18 protein-coding genes are annotated in these 20,522 nt (G+C 57.2%); 3 read left to right on the top strand and 15 right to left on the bottom strand.

Annotated elements, in window-relative coordinates; genetic code table 11:
• The first annotated feature begins 84 nt into the window (after nt 1-84).
• Nucleotides 85-1,764, top strand: coding sequence for an energy-dependent translational throttle protein EttA (gene ettA / locus ALMA_RS02005; protein ID WP_086106970.1), 1,680 nt, complete (start codon nt 85-87; stop codon nt 1,762-1,764).
• A gap of 94 nt (nt 1,765-1,858) precedes the next feature.
• On the opposite strand, the gene ALMA_RS02000 is transcribed toward ettA, so the two are convergent.
• From ALMA_RS02000 to ALMA_RS08300, 4 genes are all read right to left on the bottom strand, one after another.
• Nucleotides 1,859-2,710 (bottom strand): aldo/keto reductase, encoded by an 852-nt coding sequence (locus ALMA_RS02000; protein WP_094726152.1) that lies wholly within the window; start codon nt 2,708-2,710, stop codon nt 1,859-1,861.
• Nucleotides 2,711-2,767: 57 nt separating this feature from the next.
• The gene (locus tag ALMA_RS01995) at nt 2,768-4,276 is read right to left on the bottom strand and encodes an ATP-binding protein (protein ID WP_094726151.1); all 1,509 of its coding nucleotides are present in this window, start codon (nt 4,274-4,276) and stop codon (nt 2,768-2,770) included.
• A 19-nt stretch (nt 4,277-4,295) separates the two neighbouring features.
• Nucleotides 4,296-5,033 (bottom strand): LytR/AlgR family response regulator transcription factor, encoded by a 738-nt coding sequence (locus ALMA_RS01990; RefSeq protein WP_158520630.1) that lies wholly within the window; start codon nt 5,031-5,033, stop codon nt 4,296-4,298.
• A 63-nt stretch (nt 5,034-5,096) separates the two neighbouring features.
• Complete coding sequence (locus ALMA_RS08300; protein ID WP_275542022.1) at nt 5,097-5,222, bottom strand: hypothetical protein; 126 nt, start codon at nt 5,220-5,222, stop codon at nt 5,097-5,099.
• Here ALMA_RS08300 and ALMA_RS01985 point away from each other — a divergent pair.
• Nucleotides 5,221-6,117, top strand: coding sequence for an acyl-CoA thioesterase (locus ALMA_RS01985; RefSeq protein WP_094726149.1), 897 nt, complete (start codon nt 5,221-5,223; stop codon nt 6,115-6,117). The genes ALMA_RS08300 and ALMA_RS01985 overlap by 2 nt on opposite strands.
• Before the next feature lie 242 nt (nt 6,118-6,359).
• Nucleotides 6,360-7,880: an alpha-N-arabinofuranosidase gene (locus ALMA_RS01980; RefSeq protein ID WP_094726148.1), complete on the top strand. Its 1,521-nt coding sequence runs from the start codon at nt 6,360-6,362 to the stop codon at nt 7,878-7,880.
• 40 nt (nt 7,881-7,920) lie between these two features.
• Here ALMA_RS01980 and ALMA_RS01975 read toward each other — a convergent pair whose 3' ends face one another.
• The 11 genes from ALMA_RS01975 to ALMA_RS01925 form a co-directional block, all read right to left on the bottom strand.
• A complete protein-coding gene (locus ALMA_RS01975; protein WP_094726147.1) occupies nt 7,921-8,874 on the bottom strand; it encodes a hypothetical protein in 954 nt (317 codons plus the stop codon).
• A gap of 32 nt (nt 8,875-8,906) precedes the next feature.
• Nucleotides 8,907-9,374 (bottom strand): DUF3180 domain-containing protein, encoded by a 468-nt coding sequence (locus ALMA_RS01970; protein WP_094726146.1) that lies wholly within the window; start codon nt 9,372-9,374, stop codon nt 8,907-8,909.
• The gene (gene folK / locus ALMA_RS01965) at nt 9,371-10,378 is read right to left on the bottom strand and encodes a 2-amino-4-hydroxy-6-hydroxymethyldihydropteridine diphosphokinase (RefSeq protein ID WP_094726145.1); all 1,008 of its coding nucleotides are present in this window, start codon (nt 10,376-10,378) and stop codon (nt 9,371-9,373) included. The genes ALMA_RS01970 and folK overlap by 4 nt, the downstream gene beginning before the upstream one ends.
• Nucleotides 10,379-10,406: 28 nt before the next feature.
• Entirely contained in the window at nt 10,407-11,372 is a 966-nt protein-coding gene (folP, locus tag ALMA_RS01960; RefSeq protein WP_094726144.1) for a dihydropteroate synthase, read from the bottom strand.
• A gap of 65 nt (nt 11,373-11,437) precedes the next feature.
• The gene (gene folE, locus ALMA_RS01955; protein ID WP_094726143.1) at nt 11,438-12,016 is read right to left on the bottom strand and encodes a GTP cyclohydrolase I FolE; all 579 of its coding nucleotides are present in this window, start codon (nt 12,014-12,016) and stop codon (nt 11,438-11,440) included.
• A complete protein-coding gene (ftsH, locus tag ALMA_RS01950; RefSeq protein WP_094726190.1) occupies nt 12,009-14,285 on the bottom strand; it encodes an ATP-dependent zinc metalloprotease FtsH in 2,277 nt (758 codons plus the stop codon). The genes folE and ftsH overlap by 8 nt, the downstream gene beginning before the upstream one ends.
• A gap of 303 nt (nt 14,286-14,588) precedes the next feature.
• Nucleotides 14,589-15,146 carry a hypoxanthine phosphoribosyltransferase gene (hpt, locus tag ALMA_RS01945; protein ID WP_094726142.1) on the bottom strand — a complete coding sequence of 186 codons (558 nt, stop codon included), beginning with the start codon at nt 15,144-15,146 and terminating at the stop codon, nt 14,589-14,591.
• Nucleotides 15,133-16,143, bottom strand: coding sequence for a tRNA lysidine(34) synthetase TilS (tilS, locus tag ALMA_RS01940; protein ID WP_094726141.1), 1,011 nt, complete (start codon nt 16,141-16,143; stop codon nt 15,133-15,135). Before tilS ends, hpt begins: the two co-directional genes overlap by 14 nt.
• Entirely contained in the window at nt 16,140-17,606 is a 1,467-nt protein-coding gene (gene dacB / locus ALMA_RS01935; protein WP_094726140.1) for a D-alanyl-D-alanine carboxypeptidase/D-alanyl-D-alanine endopeptidase, read from the bottom strand. The genes tilS and dacB overlap by 4 nt, the downstream gene beginning before the upstream one ends.
• On the bottom strand, nt 17,599-18,942 hold the full coding sequence (locus ALMA_RS01930) for a glycosyltransferase family 2 protein (RefSeq protein ID WP_094726139.1): 1,344 nt from the start codon (nt 18,940-18,942) through the stop codon (nt 17,599-17,601). Before ALMA_RS01930 ends, dacB begins: the two co-directional genes overlap by 8 nt.
• Nucleotides 18,943-20,520 carry an AI-2E family transporter gene (locus tag ALMA_RS01925; RefSeq protein ID WP_158520629.1) on the bottom strand — a complete coding sequence of 526 codons (1,578 nt, stop codon included), beginning with the start codon at nt 20,518-20,520 and terminating at the stop codon, nt 18,943-18,945.
• Nucleotides 20,521-20,522: the final 2 nt, after the last annotated feature.

Below are 20,522 nucleotides of genomic sequence, written 5' to 3'. Positions count from 1 at the left end.
GCACTGTCGGTCTTTTATGCGAAAATAAAGAGGAATATGCGCATTTTTCGAGCGCACACTGACTAAAAGAACGAATAGGAAAACATGGCTGAGTTTATTTATCAGATGATTAACGCTCGCAAGGCTTTCGGCGACCGTGTCATCCTCGATAACGTGACCCTGAGCTTCCTGCCTGGCGCGAAGATAGGCGTGGTGGGACCGAACGGTATGGGTAAGTCTACCCTGCTGAAGATCATGGCGGGCACCACCGAGCTGTCGAACGGTGAAGCAGGTCTAACCCCGGGATATACCGTGGGCATTCTGCAGCAGGAGCCACCTCTGGATGAGGATAAGACGGTTATCGAGAACGTGCGCCTGGCCTACGGTGACCTGTATGCGAAGATTAAGCGTTTTAACGAGATAGGCATCGAGATGGCAGATCCGGATGCAGATTTCGACGCGCTTATGGCCGAGATGGGCACACTGCAGGAAGAGATAGACGCAAAGAACGCGTGGGATCTGGATAACCAGATAGAGCAGGCTATGGATGCACTGCAGTGCCCGGACCCGGATGCGTCCGTGAGCGTGCTGTCCGGCGGTGAGCGCCGCCGCGTGGCGCTGTGTAAGCTGCTGCTGGAAGCTCCAGACCTGCTTCTGCTCGACGAACCGACGAACCATCTGGACGCTGAGTCCATCCTGTGGCTTGAGCAATTCCTCCACAACTACCCTGGTGCTGTCCTCGCCGTCACCCACGACCGCTACTTCCTCGATAACGTGGCGGAGTGGATCTGCGAAGTGGACCGTGGTCAGCTCTTCCCATATAAGGGTAACTACACGACCTACCTCGAGACGAAGGCGAAGCGTCTGGAGGTCCAGGGCCAGAAGGATGCGAAGCTGGCTAAGCGCCTCAAGAGCGAGCTGGACTGGGTACGTACCTCCCCGAAGGGCCGCCAGGCGAAGAATAAGGCTCGTCTGGAACGCTATGACCAGATGGAGCAGGAAGCACGTAACTCGAAGAAGCTGGACTTCTCCGAGATTCAGATCCCACCTGGGCCACGTCTGGGCTCCACAGTTCTGGAAGCGAACCACATTCATAAGGCGTTCGGTGACCGTGTGCTCATCGACGACCTGAGCTTCTCTCTGCCACGTAATGGTATCGTGGGCGTCATCGGTCCGAACGGCGTGGGTAAGTCCACCCTCTTTAAGACCATCGTGGGGCTCGAAGAGCTCTCCGGCGGCGAGCTGAAGGTGGGTGAGACGGTATCCATCTCGTATGTGGATCAGAACCGCGCTGGACTGGATCCTCAGAAGAACCTGTGGGAAGCTGTATCGGACGGACTCGACTTCATCGAAGTGGGCGGAGTGGAAGTACCTACCCGCGCCTATGTGGCGAGCTTCGGCTTTAAGGGCGCGGACCAGCAGAAGCTGACGGGTGTGCTCTCCGGTGGTGAGCGTAACCGCTTGAACCTGGCTCTGACCTTGAAGCAGGGTGGAAACCTCCTTCTGCTCGATGAACCGACGAACGACCTGGACGTGGAGACTCTCGAAAGCCTCGAAAATGCTCTCGAAGCATTCCCAGGCTGCGCTGTGGTCGTCTCCCACGACCGCTGGTTCCTCGACCGCGTGGCCACGCACATCCTCGCATGGGAAGGTGACGACGAGAATCCAGCACGCTGGTTCTGGTTCGAAGGTAACTTCCAGGCGTACCAGGAGAATAAGGTGGCACGCCTCGGTGAAGAAGCTTCGAAGCCTCACCGCATCCACCGCAAGCTCACGCGCGTGTAGAGTGGCGTAAGTTCTCGCGCGTAAAACGCAAGCGAAGGGGTTTCGGATAGTCTGATGTGACTATCCGAAACCCCTTCGCTTTACCAGCTCGCACTTACCAGCTGACCACATCCGGGTCATCTGCACCCTGCTGTACAGGCAGGTTCTTCAGCGTCTCCATGTCTTCTGCACTGAGCGTCACGTCCAGCGCGTCGAGATTACTCGCGATGCGCTCTGGCGTCACCGACTTCGGCAGTGGAAGGAAGCCGTTCTGCAGGCTCCACGCCACAGCCAGCTGAGCCACAGTCTTCCCGTACTTATCCGCCATGGCACGCACCGTCTCGTTCGCGAACAGCTCACCCTGACCGAGAGGACCCCATGCTTCGAGAAGAATACCGTGCGCACGGCTCGCCTCTATAGCTTCAGTCTGGTAGACCCCTGGGGCGAGGCGTATCTGATTCACTGCAGGAGTCACGCGTGCAGTCTTCAAAAGCTCATCGAGGTGGTGCTTCATAAAGTTACTCACGCCGAGGGCACGTGTCTTTCCTGCGTCGAGATCCGCCTCCATGGCAGACCAGACGGCAGCGTTCCGTTCTTTCCAGCCGTCTGCACCACGTTCAGAGCGGACGGACGATGGGTTCGGCCAGTGGACGAGGTAAAGATCCACATAGTCGAGGCCGAGCTTCGTGAGAGACTCGTCGAGCGCTGCGTGTGCCTGCTCAGCTGTGTGGTTATCATTCCACAGCTTTGTGGTGACGAAGATATCCTCACGCGCCACACCGCTATCGGCGAGCGCGCGCCCCACGCTCACTTCATTTCCATAAATGGCAGCGGTGTCGATGTGACGGTATCCCGCATCGAGCGCTGCGCGCACCGCGCGGTAGGTCTCTTCACCATCCTTCGCGAGGAATGTTCCAAAGCCTATGGACGGGATTTTTACACCATTATTTAGCACATAGTCCTTCATGTGCACACCTCCATCGTGTTCTCGTGTGCTCTTAGAGTAGCACACATCCCCCACGTCCTACTCCACAGGCAGCACCACGCGAATCTCGAAGATGTGCGCGTCATTATCTGCCTGGACGTTCACCTGGCCTCCGCGCTCCTGCACCACCGCAGCTATGGACTTCATGCCATAGCCGTGGAATCTGGAGTCTGTCTTTGCGCTGACGGGCAGGCCCGTTTCACTGGATATGGTCACTGAGCCAGTGTAAAAATTGGACGAGGATAAAACGGCATACCCGCCGGATACGTGAGCGCTCAGCTCGATGACGCGCTGCTCGTCCGGAAGACTCGAGCTCTCCACAGCCTCGATGGCGTTATCGATGATGTTCCCGAAAAGCGCGGCCACGTCTGCCGGCTCGAGGAAGCTGAACGCGCGGCCGTCTACCATCGCGTTAAAACGGATGCTGTGCGCGCTGCAGTACAGGCTCTTTTCGGTCAGAACGGAGTCGATGAAGTCGTCGCCCGTCTGGAAGATGGAGTCGTAAATGCGGATGGCGTTTTCCAGCTCCTGCATGGACTTGAGCGATTCAGCTGGAACGTTCAGCGCATCGCTATCCACGCCGGACAGCCCGTCGAGATTCTGGATGGTGGCGCGCACCGAAGCGAGACTCTTTCTCACATCGTGGAATTTCGCATTCACGAGTTCCATATTCTCACGGCTCATATCGTAATGCTGCACTTTCGCTTCATTCAGATGCGTCAGCATGTCGAGGTCACTCATCAGCTGGTCGCGCGTGGAGACGAGGAGAAGCACAGACATTCCGAGGAGCGTGCACAGGAAGTCCATAATGCGGAAGCTGTATTCCACAGCGAGTGGAACGACCGGACCCGTCATACCGAGTGCAGCCAGACCGCCCGTGCCCATAGCGCCGAGCGAAGACGCCGCAGCGCCTCCCGCGTGCGACGTCACTTCGATGGTCAGCACCATGTTAAAGACGATGGCCGAGCTCAGGATGAAGACACTGAGCCACACCCAGCGCATGGACTGCTGCACAGCTTCCACGTGAATGTGGAAGCGCGGAGTGAGCCAGTGGTACGCGATGGCATAGCAGACAGCCATAATGAGGATACGTGCAGTATCTGCGGCGAGTTCGCCCACTGCAGCCATGCTTCCGGCCCCACCCAGACCAGAACCCAGACCAGATCCCAGCGTCTGCAGCGGAACCGCACGCAAAAACGTATTCACTATCCCCACCGAGAGGTGCTGCAGACCATAGCCCATCACCATAGTCACCAGCGCTTCGACAGGAGTCACATCATAGAGCTGCTGCACGATGACGGCGAGCGCGGCCGCGAATCCGAGATACAGAATGCAGATGAAGGGCAGATACAGCATCTCCACCGTGTCGATGGTGTATCCCGACTGGTTCGCGCTCAGTCCCAGAACGAAGTAGAGCAGCGTAACGAGTCCGAAGGTGATGCCTGCTTTAATGCGCGGAGGCCAGCCGTACTTCAGTTTCTGATGGCTCGAGACGAGGAGCACCGCCAGAAGCGTTTCAAAGGGGAATGTAATGTAGGAAAAATCCATGATTCTCTATCTCCCCGCGCTATCCACGCGCATGGAAGTCCAGCAGCCGCTGTGCCACGTCCTTCTTCTTCGAGCGCGACACGCGGAAGATCTCCCCCTCCACGTCGATGTCCCCGGTCGAGGTGTCTATCTTCGTCACGTGTGCGATGTTCACCATGACATAGCGGCTGATGACCGCGAAATCGTAATCTTTCAGTTCCTCTGCTGCTGCTGTGAGACTCTTCCACGCGGTATACGTGCCGCGCGTCGTATGGTAGTACAGCATGTGAGACCGCACGTCCACATAGAGGATATCGTCGGAGTTCAGGAAGATAGTGCCCGTGGTGGATTCGATGGGCACCTGGAGAGACGTGCGCGAGCTGAGAATGCGCTGGACTTTACGCCACGCGAGCGCGAATTCCGGCTGCGCGATGGGCTTGACGAGATAACTGATAGCATCCACCGCGTATCCCGCCACGGCGTACTGCGCCATGCGTGTGGTGAAGATGATGATGGCGTTCGTGTCATACTCGCGGATTTTGCGCGCGGTCTCCATGCCGTCGAGGCCGGGCATTTCGATGTCCAGGAAGATGACGTCGAAGCCGTGTCCGCGCGGGTATGTATCGAGAAATTCCGAGCCGGAGGAGAAGAGCGTGATGTCTGCCGTTTCGGCGTCTGCATGCGCGCTCAGGTCCGAGTCAGCGCCGGCCGCGCGCTCGACTAATGCCCGCGTGGCGTCCGCTTCCTGCGGGACATCGTCTATGACAGCTACGCGCATGGCTCTCCCCTCTTCGCGTATATCGGCGGGCGTTCGCGTATTCATTTTACACGAGGGCGTGCATCATTCGTCAGCATTCATAATTCTTACGCTTGTGGCCAATTCTTCCTCAGCTTTCACAGGCCACGTGCGCATATGCCGTTCGCGCACTCCACCTCGTCGCCCCACATGCACTACACTAATACCCATGACTTCTACTCCTCTCGAAAACCTTCTGAGCGTCCTAGACCTCGCTGCACAGCCTTCCGAAGAAAGCACCTTCACTGCTCCATCCCTCTACTTCCCCACTGGTCGCGTCTATGGCGGACAGGTTCTCGCCCAGTCTGTTATGGCAGCAAGCCTCACCACGCCAGACAGACTCCCCCACTCTCTTCATGGCTACTTCATCAGCCCTGGAGATATTCATCAGGATGTGACATTCCACGTGGAGAACCTGAGGGATGGTCGCTCGTTTTCGAGCCGCCGCGTGAATGTCACCCAGAGTCATGGTGCCATACTTACCGCCATCGCGAGCTTCCAGGAACCTGGTCAGAGCGGCTTCGAGTACGCCGACGTTATGCCTGAGAACGTGCCAGATCCGGAAGAATTGCCCAGCGCACAGCAGCTCATGACGCCGCTCGCCCAGCACTCGCCGTTCGCGGACTACTACGCGCATAAGTCCGCATTCGACATCCGGCACGTCACGCCGTCCGTCATTCTGGGCGCACCGCAGACGGGCGAACCGTCCGGCCGTCAGCTCGTCTGGATGAAGCTCGACGGCACGGCGCCGTCCGCGGATACGCTCGCCGGGCAGACGCTGCATCGCGCGCTCCTCGCCCTCGGCTGCGACCAGATCATGATGGAGCCTATCGTCCGCCGCGCGCAGCTGGATTTCAGCGCTCCGGGCATGAGTTTCGCGAGCCTCGACCACTCCATGTGGTGGTATCAGAATGTGGACATGAACACGTGGCACCTGTACGTGCAGGACACTCCTGTGGCCGCGCATGGTCGCGGACTCGCACACGCCCGCGTCTACAGCGCGTCCGGGGAGCTCGTCGCCGCCATGGCACAGGAGGCTATGATCCGCGTTCCTGCTCAGGCGTAGGCCAATTTTCCCGTTTTTCGTCCATTTGTAGTCACGAATGACCGTCTCCAGCGAACGTTTGATACACAGAAACCGCGAGATTCCGCCGTTTCTCACATCTCGAGACAGTCATTCGTGACGACAAACTCGCCATTCTCACAGAAAAACTCAGAGTGCTCGACGCATCGCCGCGAAGTCCTCATGTGAACGTTCACACACATGTGCTACACTTACTCTCACACCCCTCTGCAAAGGAGCACATTATGACCATATTCATCGATCCCGCCCAGCGCATCGGCACCATCAGTCCGAAGCTCCACGGCCAGTTTATCGAGTACCTCGGCACCTGCATTAATGAAGGCATCTGGGTGGGCGAAGACAGCCCTATCCCGAACACGAAGGGATACCGTAATGATGTCCTCGATGCCTTGAAGCAGCTCAAGCCTCCTGTGCTGCGCTGGCCAGGCGGATGCTATGCGGACATGTACCACTGGCGCGACGGCATCGGTCCACGAGAGGAGCGTCCCGTCACCTTTAATGAGAATTTCGGTACTTTCGAGCGCGAAGATAACCAGTTCGGCACGGACGAGTTTCTCCAGCTGTGCGAGATGATAGGCGCTGAACCGTGGATAAATATAAATCTCCTCTCCGGCACGGTTCAGGAGATGAAGGACTGGATGGAGTACTGTAACCGCGCCGAGGACACGACTCTGTCTCGTCTGCGCGCAGCAAACGGCCATCCAGAGCCGTATAACGTGAAGTACTGGGGTATAGGGAACGAAGTGTGGGCCGGAGGCGGTACTATGACCCCACAGACGTACATGGATGAGTACCGTCGCTTCGCCAGCGCTATGCCGAAGTTTACCCAGAGTGTCTTCGAGACGAGCCCTATGTATGCCATCGCCAGTGGCCCCGACTCGAATAAGCCACGCGAAAGCGTGAAGTGGACTGAGGACTTCTTCACATCCTTGAGCGAGTACCGTCAGCCGCCTATCCACGGGTATGACATGCATTTTTATAATTGGAATGTCTCTGACCCTGCAGACACGCCTACTGAGTTCACGCGCGAGGGCTGGAATCGCGTCATCTCCGGCTGTCTCGAGCTCGAAGATCTCATCGTGGAGCAGGCCGCACTCGTACGCAGCAGTATACAGCGCGTTCCTGAGCCGGAAGGCCCGCTCGACTCGAAGCTCACCCATGTGGATCTCGTCCTCGGCGAATGGGGTAACTGGCATTACAGTGCCTTCACTGCTCAGCCTGCCCTCAAGCAGCAGGTGACCATGCGCGATGCCATTACCACGGCTCTGACACTCGACCTGCTCCAGCGCCACTGTGATGTGCTCACCATGGCATGTAACGCGCAGACGGTGAACGTTCTGAATTCGCTCATCCTCACCGAGGGTGAGGATATGGTCATCACGCCGAATTATGACGTCTTCATGATGTATCAGGCACATCGCGGGGCTCGCGCGCTGAGCATCCCACGCCAGGATAAAGAGACGGGCGTGTATACTTTCGCGTCAGAGAAGGATGGCGTTATCACCGTGGACCTCGTGAATGCATCCATGGATGCGGCCACGGATGTGGAGCTGCTCTTCGCCTCGCCGGTGGATGTGGTCAGCGTGCGCCGTCTCGAAGCGGATGACCCGCACAGCTGTAATACGCCGGAGAGTCCAGATGCCGTCCGCTCCTACCAAGTGGACGCGCCGGCCGAGACGGGCGCCTCACATACGCTGAGTCTCCCGGCTGCGTCGGTGACGGTGCTCACCGCCCGCGTTCTGTAGGACTAAGGCCAATTCTCCAGTGCGAGAATTGGCCTTAGCTTTACTTATCCAGAACGTTCGCCAGATGCAGAGCAGTGCCGGTCGAGACGCGCGGCATGTACGCCGGGTCGTCCTCGTCCAGCACGCTCGGCGGAACGTGCGCTTCCACCGGCGTCTCGCGCGCGAGCTCGTCCGCGCTGCCTGCAGTCTCGCGAATCCAGGACACGAGGCTCGCGTCATCCGGGAAGACGAGCATATTCGCGTCGCCGGTCAGCTGCGCGAGCTCGCCGAAGGTCGGATAGTCGAGATTCGCTTCCGCCGCCGCGCGCTGCTGCTCGACGCGGCTAAGTGTAGCGGCATCCTGCGCGTCGCGCTCGGCCACGTACGCCCACAGCTCGCCGAGCGTCCGGACGGCCAGGAACGCATCCTTCTTCGGATTCGAGCGCGCGTAGACGTTCAGCACGTACCATGCGTCCGGATGCGCAGACACGTCCTTAAACGGCTGATTTTTCTTCCAATTATGCGTTTTGCGCACATTCGTCACCGGCTCAGTCAGCCCCGCCTTCAGCGCGGCGTCCACATGCGCGGACAGCTTCTGCCACAGCGCACGCGCATCCTTAAAACGGCGAGCATTCCCCGAACCATCAGCGGCGACGCGAGCCGCACGCTGAGCGAGAGTCTTGAGCGTGGCCACCGTATAGTCCTGTGCCTGCTCGTCCGTATGCTCCTCGCCAGGCTCAGGAATCTCGCTCACGCGCACAGCATCAGACGCATCCTCCACGCGTGCACCCGCATCGAGCAGAGAGAGCACGTCGAGGAACAGATTCCTCCGGTTCGTCGCGAAACGGTCCGCGCCGAGTGGATACTGCTCGTGCGCCGTATACGTGTGCGAGAGCTCCCAGACGGGCGTGCGCTTGCCCGCAGGCACGCGCGAGATCCACAGCTGGATGTCCCGCGCTTTATCCGGTCGCGTACTCGCCTCCTGTACCGGAATGCGAAGTTCGAAATGTGTCATGTCTCAAATCCTTACGTTACGTATGCGTGGTCTTACTTCCCGGAGTCTCTCTTCTCTCCATCTGGCGGCATGAGACACCAGAACTCGCCGAGCGCACCGAACCCCACATCGATTCCACACGCTACAGCAGCCACGGACGTCTGCCACGCCACAGTAGCAAAGTACTCCACTTCTGCATGCTGAATGACGATGGCGAAAATCCCCAGATACCACCCTGCGAGCGCGGCTGCAGCCAGCCCCAGTGCCTTCGCGAAAACGAGAGTGTTTACGCTGCGTTCCGGCGCCATCTTCGTGATCTTCCCATCTACGAAGCGCCGCACCTGCCACGCCGACCACAGGACCACGAATCCCACGCCGATGATGGATGCCGTGAGATACCACGGCGCGCTCATCATAGCGCTCGAATGGCGAGACGCCCACGAGGCCGCTATGAGACCGACGAGCAGGCCGGCTATGAGCAGTGTCACGTAGTGCCACCACGGGGTGCGCTGAGCTTTCATCGCTGTCCATCCTCCTTCGTGCGTCCCGTCTGCAGTATCCAGTCCAGGGATTCGAGCTGCACCGCGTGCGCGTCTGGTGCGCGCTGGGCGAGCTCAGCTACGGCCCCCTCATGCTCCCCCACCAGCTGCGCGTTCGGCTGAACATCCAGCCACGGCCGCAGAACGAAAGCGCGCTGCCAGGCACGCGGATGGGGAAGAGTCAGATCCGGATCTGCGCTGACTGTTCCGTTAAAGTCTATGATATCAATGTCCAGTGTGCGTGAGTCCCAGTGCACGTCGCGCGTGCGTCCATGCTCGGCTTCTATCGTGTGGATGTGCTCGAGCAGCTCGCGTGCGCTCAGCGGCGTACTCAGCTCGACGACCGCGTTATAAAAGTCTGGCACTGGCTCAGCGCCCGGCACGCCCCACGGCGCAGTTCTATACAGCGCGGAGATACCGGTAATCTGATTTCCCGGCAGCGCGTCGAGGCTCACGATAGCTTCGCGCATAGCCAGGCTCACGTCTCCCACGTTCCCCCCGAGCGCGAGGATGGCCGTGTGCAGTTCGGGCGGGTCTTGTACCTGTTCTGTCTGTTCTGTCTGTTCGGCAGCTGCTTGCGAGGCTTTCGTAGGAGTGTCAATTTTCTCGTCTCCGTAGCTCGCTCCGCTCGGCTGTTCGCGCTCGATGGTCACGCTCACATCCCCGAAGTCCTGTTCGATGGGAGCTTTCGGCTTATGGACCGTCACCACTGTACGCTGTACGCGCCACAAGAGCAGAATGCTGTCTGCGATGCGCTGAGCGAGGCGTTCGATGAGGTCACAGTGCTCGCCCTGGATAACGGATACGATACGGTCTGCTATCTGTGCGTAGCTGACGGTATCTGCTAGGTCGTCACTGCGCGATGCGTCACTGAGGTCGAGATAAAGGGTCGCATCTACCACAAATGGCTGGGGGTCCGTATGCTCGAAGTCCAGGACTCCATGTGTTCCGAGGGCGCTCACTCCTGTAAGAGTAATGTAATCCATCTGCTTATCCTTTTCTACGCTCAGATGCTTAGATGTCTATGCTGATGTCTGCGCTCATGTTCGGGATGTTCATGGTCTGAGACAGCTGGTCGGACAGGCGGTCCAGAAGCTGATTTTTCGATGCACGCACCTGCTGGGCCACTTCTATAGCGAGGCGGTTTCGCGCTACGTCATGTACCCGTACTGCCCACGCTCCCCGTTCCGCTGCTATAACGCTCAGGGATGCCGTCATCATATCGCGCGTTTCTTCACTGTCCTCCTGTCCAGCTTCCCGGATCATGGCAGCGACGAAACGCTTACGCGATGCTCCTATAAGCACAGGATATCCCATATGGCTAAGGTGCTCAGTATTCAGTATAAGAGGAACATTATGGTCTATGGTCGGTTTCGAAAAACCGAGACCTGGGTCGATGATGATCTGGCCTGGCTGTACTCCTGCAGCACGAACGGCGAGGACCTGGGACTGGAGTTCTTCATACGTATCATCCACCACACCATTCGCATAGTGTGTCGTGGTCTTTTCACTCTGTGCAGACCCATCCTGTCCGAGCCACGTCCGCCAGTGCTGGACGATGTAGAGACAGTCTGGGTACTGGGCTACCACGCGTGGAAGCTCAGGGTCGAGCTTACCTCCCGAGACGTCATTAATGATGTGCGCACCGGCTTCGAGAGCAGCACGTGCCACACTCGCACGCGTCGTATCGATGCTTAAAGGGAGGTCAGGGAATTCGCGCACGAGATGAGTCACAGCACCGAGAATGCGCTCCTTCTCTACCTCTTCAGGCACGCGTACTGCTCCAGGTCTGGTGGATTCTGCCCCGATGTCGAGGATGTCTGCCCCCTGCGCGACCATCTCACGCGCGTGAGCCAGAGCTGCCTCTGGCTCGAGATACCGCCCACCATCAGAGAAGGAATCCTCAGTAATATTTAGCACGCCCATCACGAGTGTCCGCTCACGGTTTTTCAGTGTAGCGTTTATATCCTGACGACTCATAATCTCCCTTTTCCCTTCCCTCTTCTCTCTTTTTACTTCCTCGCGCTAGCGATTTTCCCTACCTTCTAGCCTCGCGGCTGAAGGATGAGCTGCATAGCTTCTGCGCGTGTAGTGCTCTCTCTCATGACGCCACGTACTGCAGAAGTGAGAGTCCTCGCCTGGGACTTTTTTACCCCGCGCATAGACATGCACAGATGCTCACAGTCTGTCACGACGATGACGCCTTTCGCATGCAGTTCATTCACGAGCGCATCTGCTATCTGCTGGGTGAGGCGTTCCTGAACTTGCGGACGCCGCGCATACACATCGACCAGTCGCGCCAGCTTCGAGAGCCCGGTCACCTCATGACCGCTAGGAATATACCCGATATGTGCCACCCCGTGGAACGGGAGAAGATGATGCTCGCACACCGAGTAAAGCTCGATGTCCCGCACGAGAACCATCTCCTCCGTGTCCACTGTAAAGCGTTTCGCGAGCACTTCCTTCGGATCTTGAGACAAACCAGAAAAAAGCTCTCTACCTGCACGTGCTATGCGGTCGGGAGTATCGAGAAGACCTTCCCGGTCTGGATCTTCCCCTATGGATTCGAGGAAAAGGCGCACGGCTTTACGTACGCCTTCCTCGTTATATTCGCCTCTAGTCATGCGATGGCGCTTCTTCCTGCGGTTCAGCTGAATCATCCGATGGTACCGAGACACCTTCTGTAGAAGCTTCAGCATCCTCCTGAGCTCCCGAAGTCGCATCCACCGCTACAGAGCTGCGCAGATTCTTCGGAATCTCCACTGGTGGCAGGTCCGAGACGACGCGGTCCGAGGCAGAGAGCCACTGGGTACGTTCTGGAGCCTTCTTCAGTGGAGCGAAGATAGCAGCCAATTCTTTCGCATCGAGTGTCTCCTTTTCGAGAAGTTGACGAACGAGCTCATCCAAAACCGCGCGATTCTGCATGACGATGTCATACGCTTCCTGATGCGCGGTCTCCACGAGCTGAAGAACCTCGTCATCGATGATCTGCGCGGTACGCTCCGAGTACTTACGCGGCTGCAGGCTGTCCATGCCGCCGTCGTTCGACTCGTCGTTCCACTTAATAGCGCCGAGCTTATCCGAGAAGCCGAACTCCACCACCATACGGCGAGCGATATTCGTCGCCTTCTCGATGTCGTTCGACGCACCGGTCGTAGGATCATGGAAGACGACTTCTTCGGCCACACGGCCACCCATGGCATACGCCATCTGGTCCAGAAGCTCATTTCGAGACTGGCTAAAGCGGTCTTCCGTAGGCATCACTGCCGTGTAGCCGAGCGCACGACCACGCGGCAGGATGGTCACCTTCGTTACCGGGTCAGTGTGATGCAGAGCCGCAGCCACCATAGCATGACCACCCTCATGGTATGCGGTATTTCGCAGCTCTTCGAGAGCCATGCCATTACTGCGGCGGCGTGGACCACTCATGACGCGGTCCACAGCTTCATCGATAGCGCGTGCGTCGATGAGTTCCGCATCTTCACGTGCGGTCAGCAGAGCAGCCTCATTCAGCACATTCGCGAGGTCTGCACCCGTAAATCCAGGGGTGAGCACAGCGATGCGATGCAGGTCCACATCAGGAGCGAATGGCTTCCCCTTCGCATGTACCTTTAGAATGTCTTCGCGGCCCTTCAAGTCTGGAGCTTCTACAGCCACCTGGCGGTCGAAGCGACCTGGACGTGTGAGCGCAGAATCCAGCACATCTGGACGGTTCGTTGCTGCGATGATGATCACGTTCGTATCTGTATCGAAGCCATCCATCTCTACAAGCAGAGCATTCAGAGTCTGCTCGCCAGCGCCACTACCATTCGAGGCAGCGGAGGAGCGGCGGCGCCCCATCGCATCGATTTCATCGATAAAGATGATAGCCGGTGCATTCTTCTTCGCTTCTTCGAAGAGCTCACGCACGCGCGAGGCACCCAGGCCCACGAAGACTTCTTCGAAGTCCGAGCCCGCCATGGAGTAGAACGGTACGCCTGCTTCACCTGCTATAGCGCGGGCGATGAGCGTCTTACCCGTTCCCGGAGGACCGTAGAGCAGCAGGCCGTGAGGGATGCGCGCGCCCAGCTTACGGTACTTCGTAGGATCCTTCAGGAAGTCCTTAATCTCTTCCACTTCCGTTACGGCTGCTTCTTCACCCGCCACGTCAGCGAACTTCGTCTTCGGGATGTCTGCTTCCTGCAGGCGCTTGTTACGGTTTCCACCAGGAAGGCCGAGCATTCCACCGCCGGCTCCATCTCCGATGCGCGACATGACCCACCACATCATGCCCATGAGCAGGATTATAGGAAGGAGTGACGAGAGAATACTCATCCACGGATTACTGAACTGAATGGTGACGTTATACCCATTCGTAATCTTCGCGTCATTCAGCAGCTTATTCAGGTCATCGCGCTGAACCGTGGAGAAGTAGAACTGGACTTTCTTTCCGTAGTTCTTTTCCTTCGCATTCGGGTCAGTGGACTTCGGATCCTTCTTCGTAAAGTCATCCTTCAGGGTGAGCTTCACAGACTGGTAGTTATCCGTAATCTCCACATATTCAGCTTTTCCGCTTTCTATGAGCGAGAATCCATCCTTCGTATCTATAGACTGCACGTCCGACTGATTCACGAAGAAGAACACGCCCACGAGCAGTGCTGCTATGAGAGCCATCCATAGCCATGGACGCTGCCACCACAGTGGGTTCTGCTGTGGACCGTTCTGCCCGTTCTGTCCGTCAGAATTAAATGGGTTATTCGGGTCGTTCGAGCCAGACGGCGGGAGCGGTCTGCGCGGACCGGAGCTGGATCCACCGTTCGAGCTTCCGGAGCCCGATCCGGAGCCCGAGCCGTTCGGCGATGGCGCCGAAGGAGCGGACGGCGGCGTCGGAGCGGACGGGATGCCGTCGAGCATCACCGCGCCCTCAGAGCCTTCCGCGGCTAAAGTAGTGGTATGGGCCATACATTCCTCACCTTCGTGCACTGACCCTTAAAGTCATGTGCATGTGTATACGTGTGATGATTTTCGTTTATGTCTGTGTACGCCATGATACACGTTCAGATGTGCGCATTCTGGGGAGCTTAGCGTGCGGCTGAAGAAAAACTGAAAGTGGAGGAAGAATTGTAGAAAAGCGAAGAAAACCTCCACGCGCTCTGCGTGCGTTTTCCTCGCTTTCTTTCCTCTCGCCTTCCAGCCGCCTTACTGCGCGCCCCGAGTCTACTCGCCTTCGTAAACCTCAGGCTTCAGCACAGCGATAGAATCCAGATTACGATACTTTTCGTCATAATCCAGTCCGAAGCCCACGACGAATTCATCCGGAATGGTAAAGCCCTTATACTTCACATCCACATCCACCACGCGGCGCGCTGGCTTTTCGAGCAGCGCGAAGACTTCTACGGAAGCAGCGCCACGGCTCTTCAGCTCGCGCACGAGCCAGTCCAGCGTGTATCCCGAATCGATGATGTCTTCCACGATGAGAATGTTTCGACCCTTCACGTCACAGCGCACATCCTGGATGACCTTAATCTGCCCACTGGATGCCGTGCCCGCACCATACGAGGACAGCGTCATGAATTCTATCTGCGCTGGGATGCTCACCGCCTGCGAGAAGACAGCCATGGTGTTCACGGCTCCCTTCAGCACGGCGAGGAATACAGGATCCTTATCCGCATAGTCCACAGATACCTGTGCTGCTACGTCGTTTATCTTCGTCTGAATGTCTTCACGAGAGATCAGCTCGTGATCGATGTCTTCACGTACGTCAGAAATTTGCATAATCACTATCTTTCCATAACTGAATGACGTTATACATTTTATACGCGGCCAGGCCCGCTTTCAGCTGGACCGTTTTCTTCTTTTCGTCGGCTGCTCGAAGCTGTGCGACCGCCTGAATCATGGCACGCGTAGGCGTCTGCCCATTTTCCGCGATAAACCGCGCGATGACGCGACGCTGCACGGCTGGCAGCTGCGCGTTCAGCGCGCGGATCTTCAGTTCGAGGCGCCCGTCTTTTTCGCGCGTACAGGCGCTGTATGCTTCTGCTACAGCTGTGTCAATTATTTCTAAATCTTCACGAGCCTCGTCCACGCTGCCGGCCAGGACTTCCACAGCATCTCTGTGTGTCACTGTGCTGAGAAGAGGCAGCACATCATGACGTATCTTCGAACGCAGGGGGAAGTCCTCGGGAAGAAGCTCTCCCGGCGCTACTGAGTCCCCATTCGTCGGATCATCCCAGTACGTAAGACTGAGCTGCTCGCATATCTGCGTCGTATCTGCTCGGCTCAAGCTCAGGAACGGGCGCAGGAACGGCACACCATCATGTTCTACACGGGATGCTATGCCGTTTAAAGCATTCACGCCAGCTCCACGCAGGAGCTTCATGAGAATGGTTTCAGCCACATCATCCTGCGTGTGTGCCACGAGAACCGCACTAGCGCCCATCTTTCTCGATACTCGACTCAGCGCGTCGTAGCGGGCATCACGAGCGTCGGCTTCGAGCCCTGAGCGCGTGCGCTCTACCTGGATATCCACTATCTGTACAGGGTCTAAGCCGCGCTCGCGGCAGATGCGAGCAGCCTCTTCAGCCACTTCACGCGAGCCGTCCTGAAGCTGGTGGTTTATGATAAGCGCTCCCACATGGTGGTATGTTTCCCGTGAAACAGCGGCGAGCGCGAGCGAATCTCTCCCGCCAGAACAGGCCACGAGCAGGAGCCCCGGATTCTCTCCGCAGCTTTTTCGCAGAATATTCTGAGCACGTTTTACGAGCGCTGTCATAGCTGAACCAGCCCCTTAACGAAAGAATTGACAGCAGCTTTCGCCGCATCCATGTCCGAACCGTTCACGACCACAGCGAAAATGAGCGCCGAACCGTTCAGACGCGAGACGTTTCCTGCCAGCGCTGTCACGGTGTCGAGCGTACCGGTCTTAGCACGCACGAGGCCGCGCGCTTCCGCACCGAAATCTCGAGCGGCCAGCGTACCGCTGAGCTGCGAGACGGGCAGTCCCACTTCCGCCGGCCAGGTCACGCTCTTCGTATTCAGGAACGCGGACTGCACATGCACGAGCGTCTGTACGGTCAGGCGCGAACCCGGCTCAAGCCCAGACGTGTCTGCTATAGCAAGTCCATCTGTAGGAACGCCATACTGTTTAAGAACACTCAGTACTGCCTCAGTCGCACCTTTATACGAGTTCTCCTTCTTCTCATGGAGAGCGAGGAGGCGACCGAAAAGCTGAGCGAGCGAATTATCCGAATTCGTCAGCATGAGGCCGAGTATTTGCCACAGCGGCGCAGACTGCACAGATGCTACATCGAAAGCCTTACTGCTCGCAGCCTCATGTGCGAGGCTAGACGTATCCACCGTTATGCCCTGTGCATGCAGAGCCTGCGCGAACATAGCAGCGGTATCATACGCCGGCGTGATGCTGCGTTCAGGAAGCCACTGTCCTTCCCCATCCGGATTCTGCGGTGGCGCTCCACCCCACTCACGCGCTTCGTCCACAGCCATGGTCGTCGTCTGGATAAGATTTCGGTATGCCTGGTTCACATTCGAGCTCGCGTTCAAGTCTGCCGGAAGAGTGTCTCCATTAAAGAGCCCATTATCGAACCGGAGGCTCACCTGCGTAATACCTCGCGAGCTCAGAACTCCAGCAGTCTGCTGCGCGAGTGTAACCAGCCCTGCGCGACCATTCACATGGTTCGGATCGCTCTCTGCATTTTTCAGCAGGATATCTCCCCCACCCACGAGGGTGAGTGTGCTCGTATCCTTATCCAGCTTTACAGTCGTCTTCAGCGTATCCTGCATATTCAGGGTTACAGAAGACGCGAAAGCCGTGAGCGTTTTCATCGTGGATGCTGGTTCCACGGCAGTCTTTTCATTCTGAGCTGCTACTATTTTCCCCGATACATCTGCTACAGCTACGGATACAGCATTTCCCACACCCACGCTCGAAGCAAGCTGATCTATGAGAGCTCTCGCCGACTGCGTGTCTATCTTTTCGGACTTTATTTTCCCCACAGTAAGCTGGGACACATCCATTGATCGCACCGCATGGGACGGGTGCAGAGCAGCTACACGCCCCTGTGCATACACACGACGTATAGTGCTCCATGGGCTTGCGTTTAGCAAACCCCACGCGTCAGCTGCTACTACTGAAGCCGCGAGGCACAGCGTCACGACGGCACTGATGCCTACGACGAGTGCTCGGCGAAGATGCGAAGACATGGACTCTTTAGGCATGTGTCTGCACTCCTCCTACTGCTTCTTCCGCAGATTCTCCTGCTCTTACTGCTCTCCCTGCTCCTTTTTCTACGACTCCCTCATTCGCCATAATGTCTGCCGCAGCCTGGCCACCCGCGTGCGCTATAGGCTTCCACTGGGACTTCGCAAAGATGGCCACGAAAGAGATAGGCACATAGCTGGCCATATACACAGGGAAGCTGAGCGTGTAGACGAGAAGCTCTTTCATAGTAATATTCAGCTTATCTCGCTCCACAAAACCGGATACAAGCGCGAGGACCATCATGCCGATAAGGAATCCGAGGATGGATGTACCCCAGCTGCTAAAGCCCTGAATGATGGAATACCAGGAGATATATCCCAGTGCTGCATAAATAATGCCGAGAAGGAAGCGCACCACGGATATGACCATGAACGGGCACACCATGAGTGTCACATCTATGGCAGAAAAATCACGCTCTTTAATACCCCACTGGGCCATGACTTTACTGTAGTAGCGGAAGACCTGAAGGAAGCCCTTCGACCAGCGCACACGCTGGTCCCAGCTAGTCTTAAAGTCCACGGGCTGCTCGTCATAGAACATGGCAGATCCGCAGAATCCGATGCGGTCTCCGTGCAGAATGCAGTCCATGGTGAACTCCATGTCTTCAGTGAGCAGATGGAACTTCCACCCATCGTTTCGCTCCATAATACGCCTGGAGAACATAAAGCCCGTTCCACCCACATGGCATGAGGTACCGAGTGCAGAACGTGTGGTATTCAGGAAGCGCGACTCACGCACGAACCACAGTGCTGCGCCCGAAGAGATCCAGTTCTGGCCCGTATTCACCGAATTCCGGTAGCTAGTGAGCACTTCGAAGCCGGCCTGGCGAGCTTTATTCATCTCTGCGATGTAGTTCTTATCCAGCAAATTATCCGCATCAAAGATGAAGAAGGCATCATACTTCTGCGCTTCGCCGTCCGCCATCATCTTTCGCAGCAGGTACTGCAGTGCGTAGCCCTTTCCTACCTGCTGCTTATTAAAGCGCTCTACGACGTGGCAGCCCATGTCGCGCACCACCTGTGCGGTCTTATCCGTGCAATTATCCGCGACGAGCCATACGTCTACGAGTTCACTCGGATACGTCTGATTCTGGATGGAGCGCACGAGGTTTCCGATGACTGCCTCTTCATTTCGTGCAGAGATGAGGACCGCGTAGCGCCTGTCCTGAGGCACATCCGGATACACTGTAGGCTTCGCGAGCATGCCCACGACCACCACCATAATCTGGTAAATCATGGTGATAAAACCGATGATGGTGATGAGAATGTCGAGGAAGAAAAGAAGACCGTTCATCTAGTTCTTCTCCTCTCTTTCTGGCATGTCCCCAGTAAGGCGCTTACGCGGACGCGCTGGCTTCGCTGGAGCTATAGGCGCAGCAGAGGATGGAACGCGCTGTGCGTTCTCGTCAGGCTCCGCATTCTCGTCATCCTCGCTCTCGAGATACTCCAGCACGCTTTCCTCCGCCTTCGGCAGAGCTCCCGTCCCCTCCACCGATTCACGGAAGCGACGAAGGTCTTCTGCCGTTACATGCCGCGACTGAGTATTCGAGCCACGCAGTGGCACCATCATCGTTTCGGATATCTTTTCCCCAGCGCCCTGCACGCTGCGCGCCAGTACGGAGGAGTTCTGCGGCTTCGGATCATCGAGCAGTTCCGAATCCACCAGGTCATAGCGCTTGAGATACGTACTGAGAAGCGCCTGAATACTCGCGATAATTGGCAAAGCCAAGAAGCCTCCCAGAGCTCCCCAGATAGCCGAAAACGCGAAGACGCCCAGCAGCGCGATGGCCGGATTCAGATCCATCGTCGAGCGTGTAATCATAGGACTAATGACGTTATTCTCTATCTGCTGATAGATGATGATGAAGATGATGACGTAGATACCGGTCTGCAGGCCGTTCGTCCCCCACGCGAAGACCGCCGGCAGCGCGCCGCCGATGTACGTACCAATCATCGGCACGAACTGCGAGATAATACCGCAGGCGAGTGCGAGAGGCAGCCAGTTCGGCACGTGGAGGATGATCATGAAGACAGACAGGCATGCGGCATTCACGAGCGCGAGCACGATGCGCGAATACAGGAAGCCAGATATCTGGTCCTGCACGACAGTCCACGTGACGAGGAAACGCTTCTGCGACTCAGCCGGCATGTAATGGCAGATGACTTTACGCATGTTCGGTCCGTACGCGCTCATGTAATACGTGACGAGCACGATGGTCAGCAGGTCGAGCATAGCGCTGAAGGCCGAGCTCGCAGTGCTCAGTGCCTGCCCCGCGAAACTTCCTATGCTGTCTGTACGAATGTTCGCGAGGATGGTTCCGCTCAGCGCATTCATCTGCGGAAGTGTGTAGTTAAACTGTTTCTTCACGAACTCGGTCAGCTGAGCATATAAGTCTGGTAGGCCGGACACGATGGAGACGATCTGCTGAACCATGAGGTTTCCGAAGACAGCGATGAAGATGCTGATGAGAATGAAAAGGAACAGCAGCGTCAGTCCCGTGGACAGATTCCGCTTCCACCCCTTCGAGATGAGCCATTTGACGATAGGCTCGATAGCGAAGGCGATGAACAGCGAGATGACGATGTTCAGAATGACTCCCTGAACGGCATCAAAGGCCTGCCACACAAAGTATCCGAGCGCGATGGCTATGAACGCGTAGAGCAGCGCGCGCGTATACCATTCCGGCGGACGGCGGCTGTCCCCTTTCCTCGGGAAGATGGACGCGAGGTCTGCTACTTCGCCCTGCACGTTATGGACGTGCGCGTGCTCGTTCTGCGCGTGGGCGCGAGAACGCGTGCGCACGCTAGTCTGCGCTTTTTCTGCCAATTTTTCCTCTATGGCTGGATTCTCTCGAGCTGTCTCGTGTGTCATAT

Origin of the sequence: Alloscardovia macacae, from assembly GCF_002259705.1 — a bacterium.
Lineage (GTDB): Bacteria > Actinomycetota > Actinomycetes > Actinomycetales > Bifidobacteriaceae > Alloscardovia > Alloscardovia macacae.
This window is presented reverse-complemented; position numbering and strand designations above follow the sequence as displayed.

Bases quoted from the DNA above. Each gene is read 5' to 3' on its own strand.
- ettA (WP_086106970.1), top strand. From the start codon at position 85: ATGGCTGAGTTTATTTATCAGATGATTAACGCTCGCAAGGCTTTCGGC.
- ALMA_RS02000 (WP_094726152.1), bottom strand. From the start codon at position 2,710: ATGAAGGACTATGTGCTAAATAATGGTGTAAAAATCCCGTCCATAGGC.
- ALMA_RS01995 (WP_094726151.1), bottom strand. From the start codon at position 4,276: ATGGATTTTTCCTACATTACATTCCCCTTTGAAACGCTTCTGGCGGTG.
- ALMA_RS01990 (WP_158520630.1), bottom strand. From the start codon at position 5,033: ATGCGCGTAGCTGTCATAGACGATGTCCCGCAGGAAGCGGACGCCACG.
- ALMA_RS01985 (WP_094726149.1), top strand. From the start codon at position 5,221: ATGACTTCTACTCCTCTCGAAAACCTTCTGAGCGTCCTAGACCTCGCT.
- ALMA_RS08300 (WP_275542022.1), bottom strand. From the start codon at position 5,222: ATGGGTATTAGTGTAGTGCATGTGGGGCGACGAGGTGGAGTGCGCGAA.
- ALMA_RS01980 (WP_094726148.1), top strand. From the start codon at position 6,360: ATGACCATATTCATCGATCCCGCCCAGCGCATCGGCACCATCAGTCCG.
- ALMA_RS01975 (WP_094726147.1), bottom strand. From the start codon at position 8,874: ATGACACATTTCGAACTTCGCATTCCGGTACAGGAGGCGAGTACGCGA.
- ALMA_RS01970 (WP_094726146.1), bottom strand. From the start codon at position 9,374: ATGAAAGCTCAGCGCACCCCGTGGTGGCACTACGTGACACTGCTCATA.
- folK (WP_094726145.1), bottom strand. From the start codon at position 10,378: ATGGATTACATTACTCTTACAGGAGTGAGCGCCCTCGGAACACATGGA.
- folP (WP_094726144.1), bottom strand. From the start codon at position 11,372: ATGAGTCGTCAGGATATAAACGCTACACTGAAAAACCGTGAGCGGACA.
- folE (WP_094726143.1), bottom strand. From the start codon at position 12,016: ATGACTAGAGGCGAATATAACGAGGAAGGCGTACGTAAAGCCGTGCGC.
- ftsH (WP_094726190.1), bottom strand. From the start codon at position 14,285: ATGCTCGACGGCATCCCGTCCGCTCCGACGCCGCCGTCCGCTCCTTCG.
- hpt (WP_094726142.1), bottom strand. From the start codon at position 15,146: ATGCAAATTTCTGACGTACGTGAAGACATCGATCACGAGCTGATCTCT.
- tilS (WP_094726141.1), bottom strand. From the start codon at position 16,143: ATGACAGCGCTCGTAAAACGTGCTCAGAATATTCTGCGAAAAAGCTGC.
- dacB (WP_094726140.1), bottom strand. From the start codon at position 17,606: ATGCCTAAAGAGTCCATGTCTTCGCATCTTCGCCGAGCACTCGTCGTA.
- ALMA_RS01930 (WP_094726139.1), bottom strand. From the start codon at position 18,942: ATGAACGGTCTTCTTTTCTTCCTCGACATTCTCATCACCATCATCGGT.
- ALMA_RS01925 (WP_158520629.1), bottom strand. From the start codon at position 20,520: ATGACACACGAGACAGCTCGAGAGAATCCAGCCATAGAGGAAAAATTG.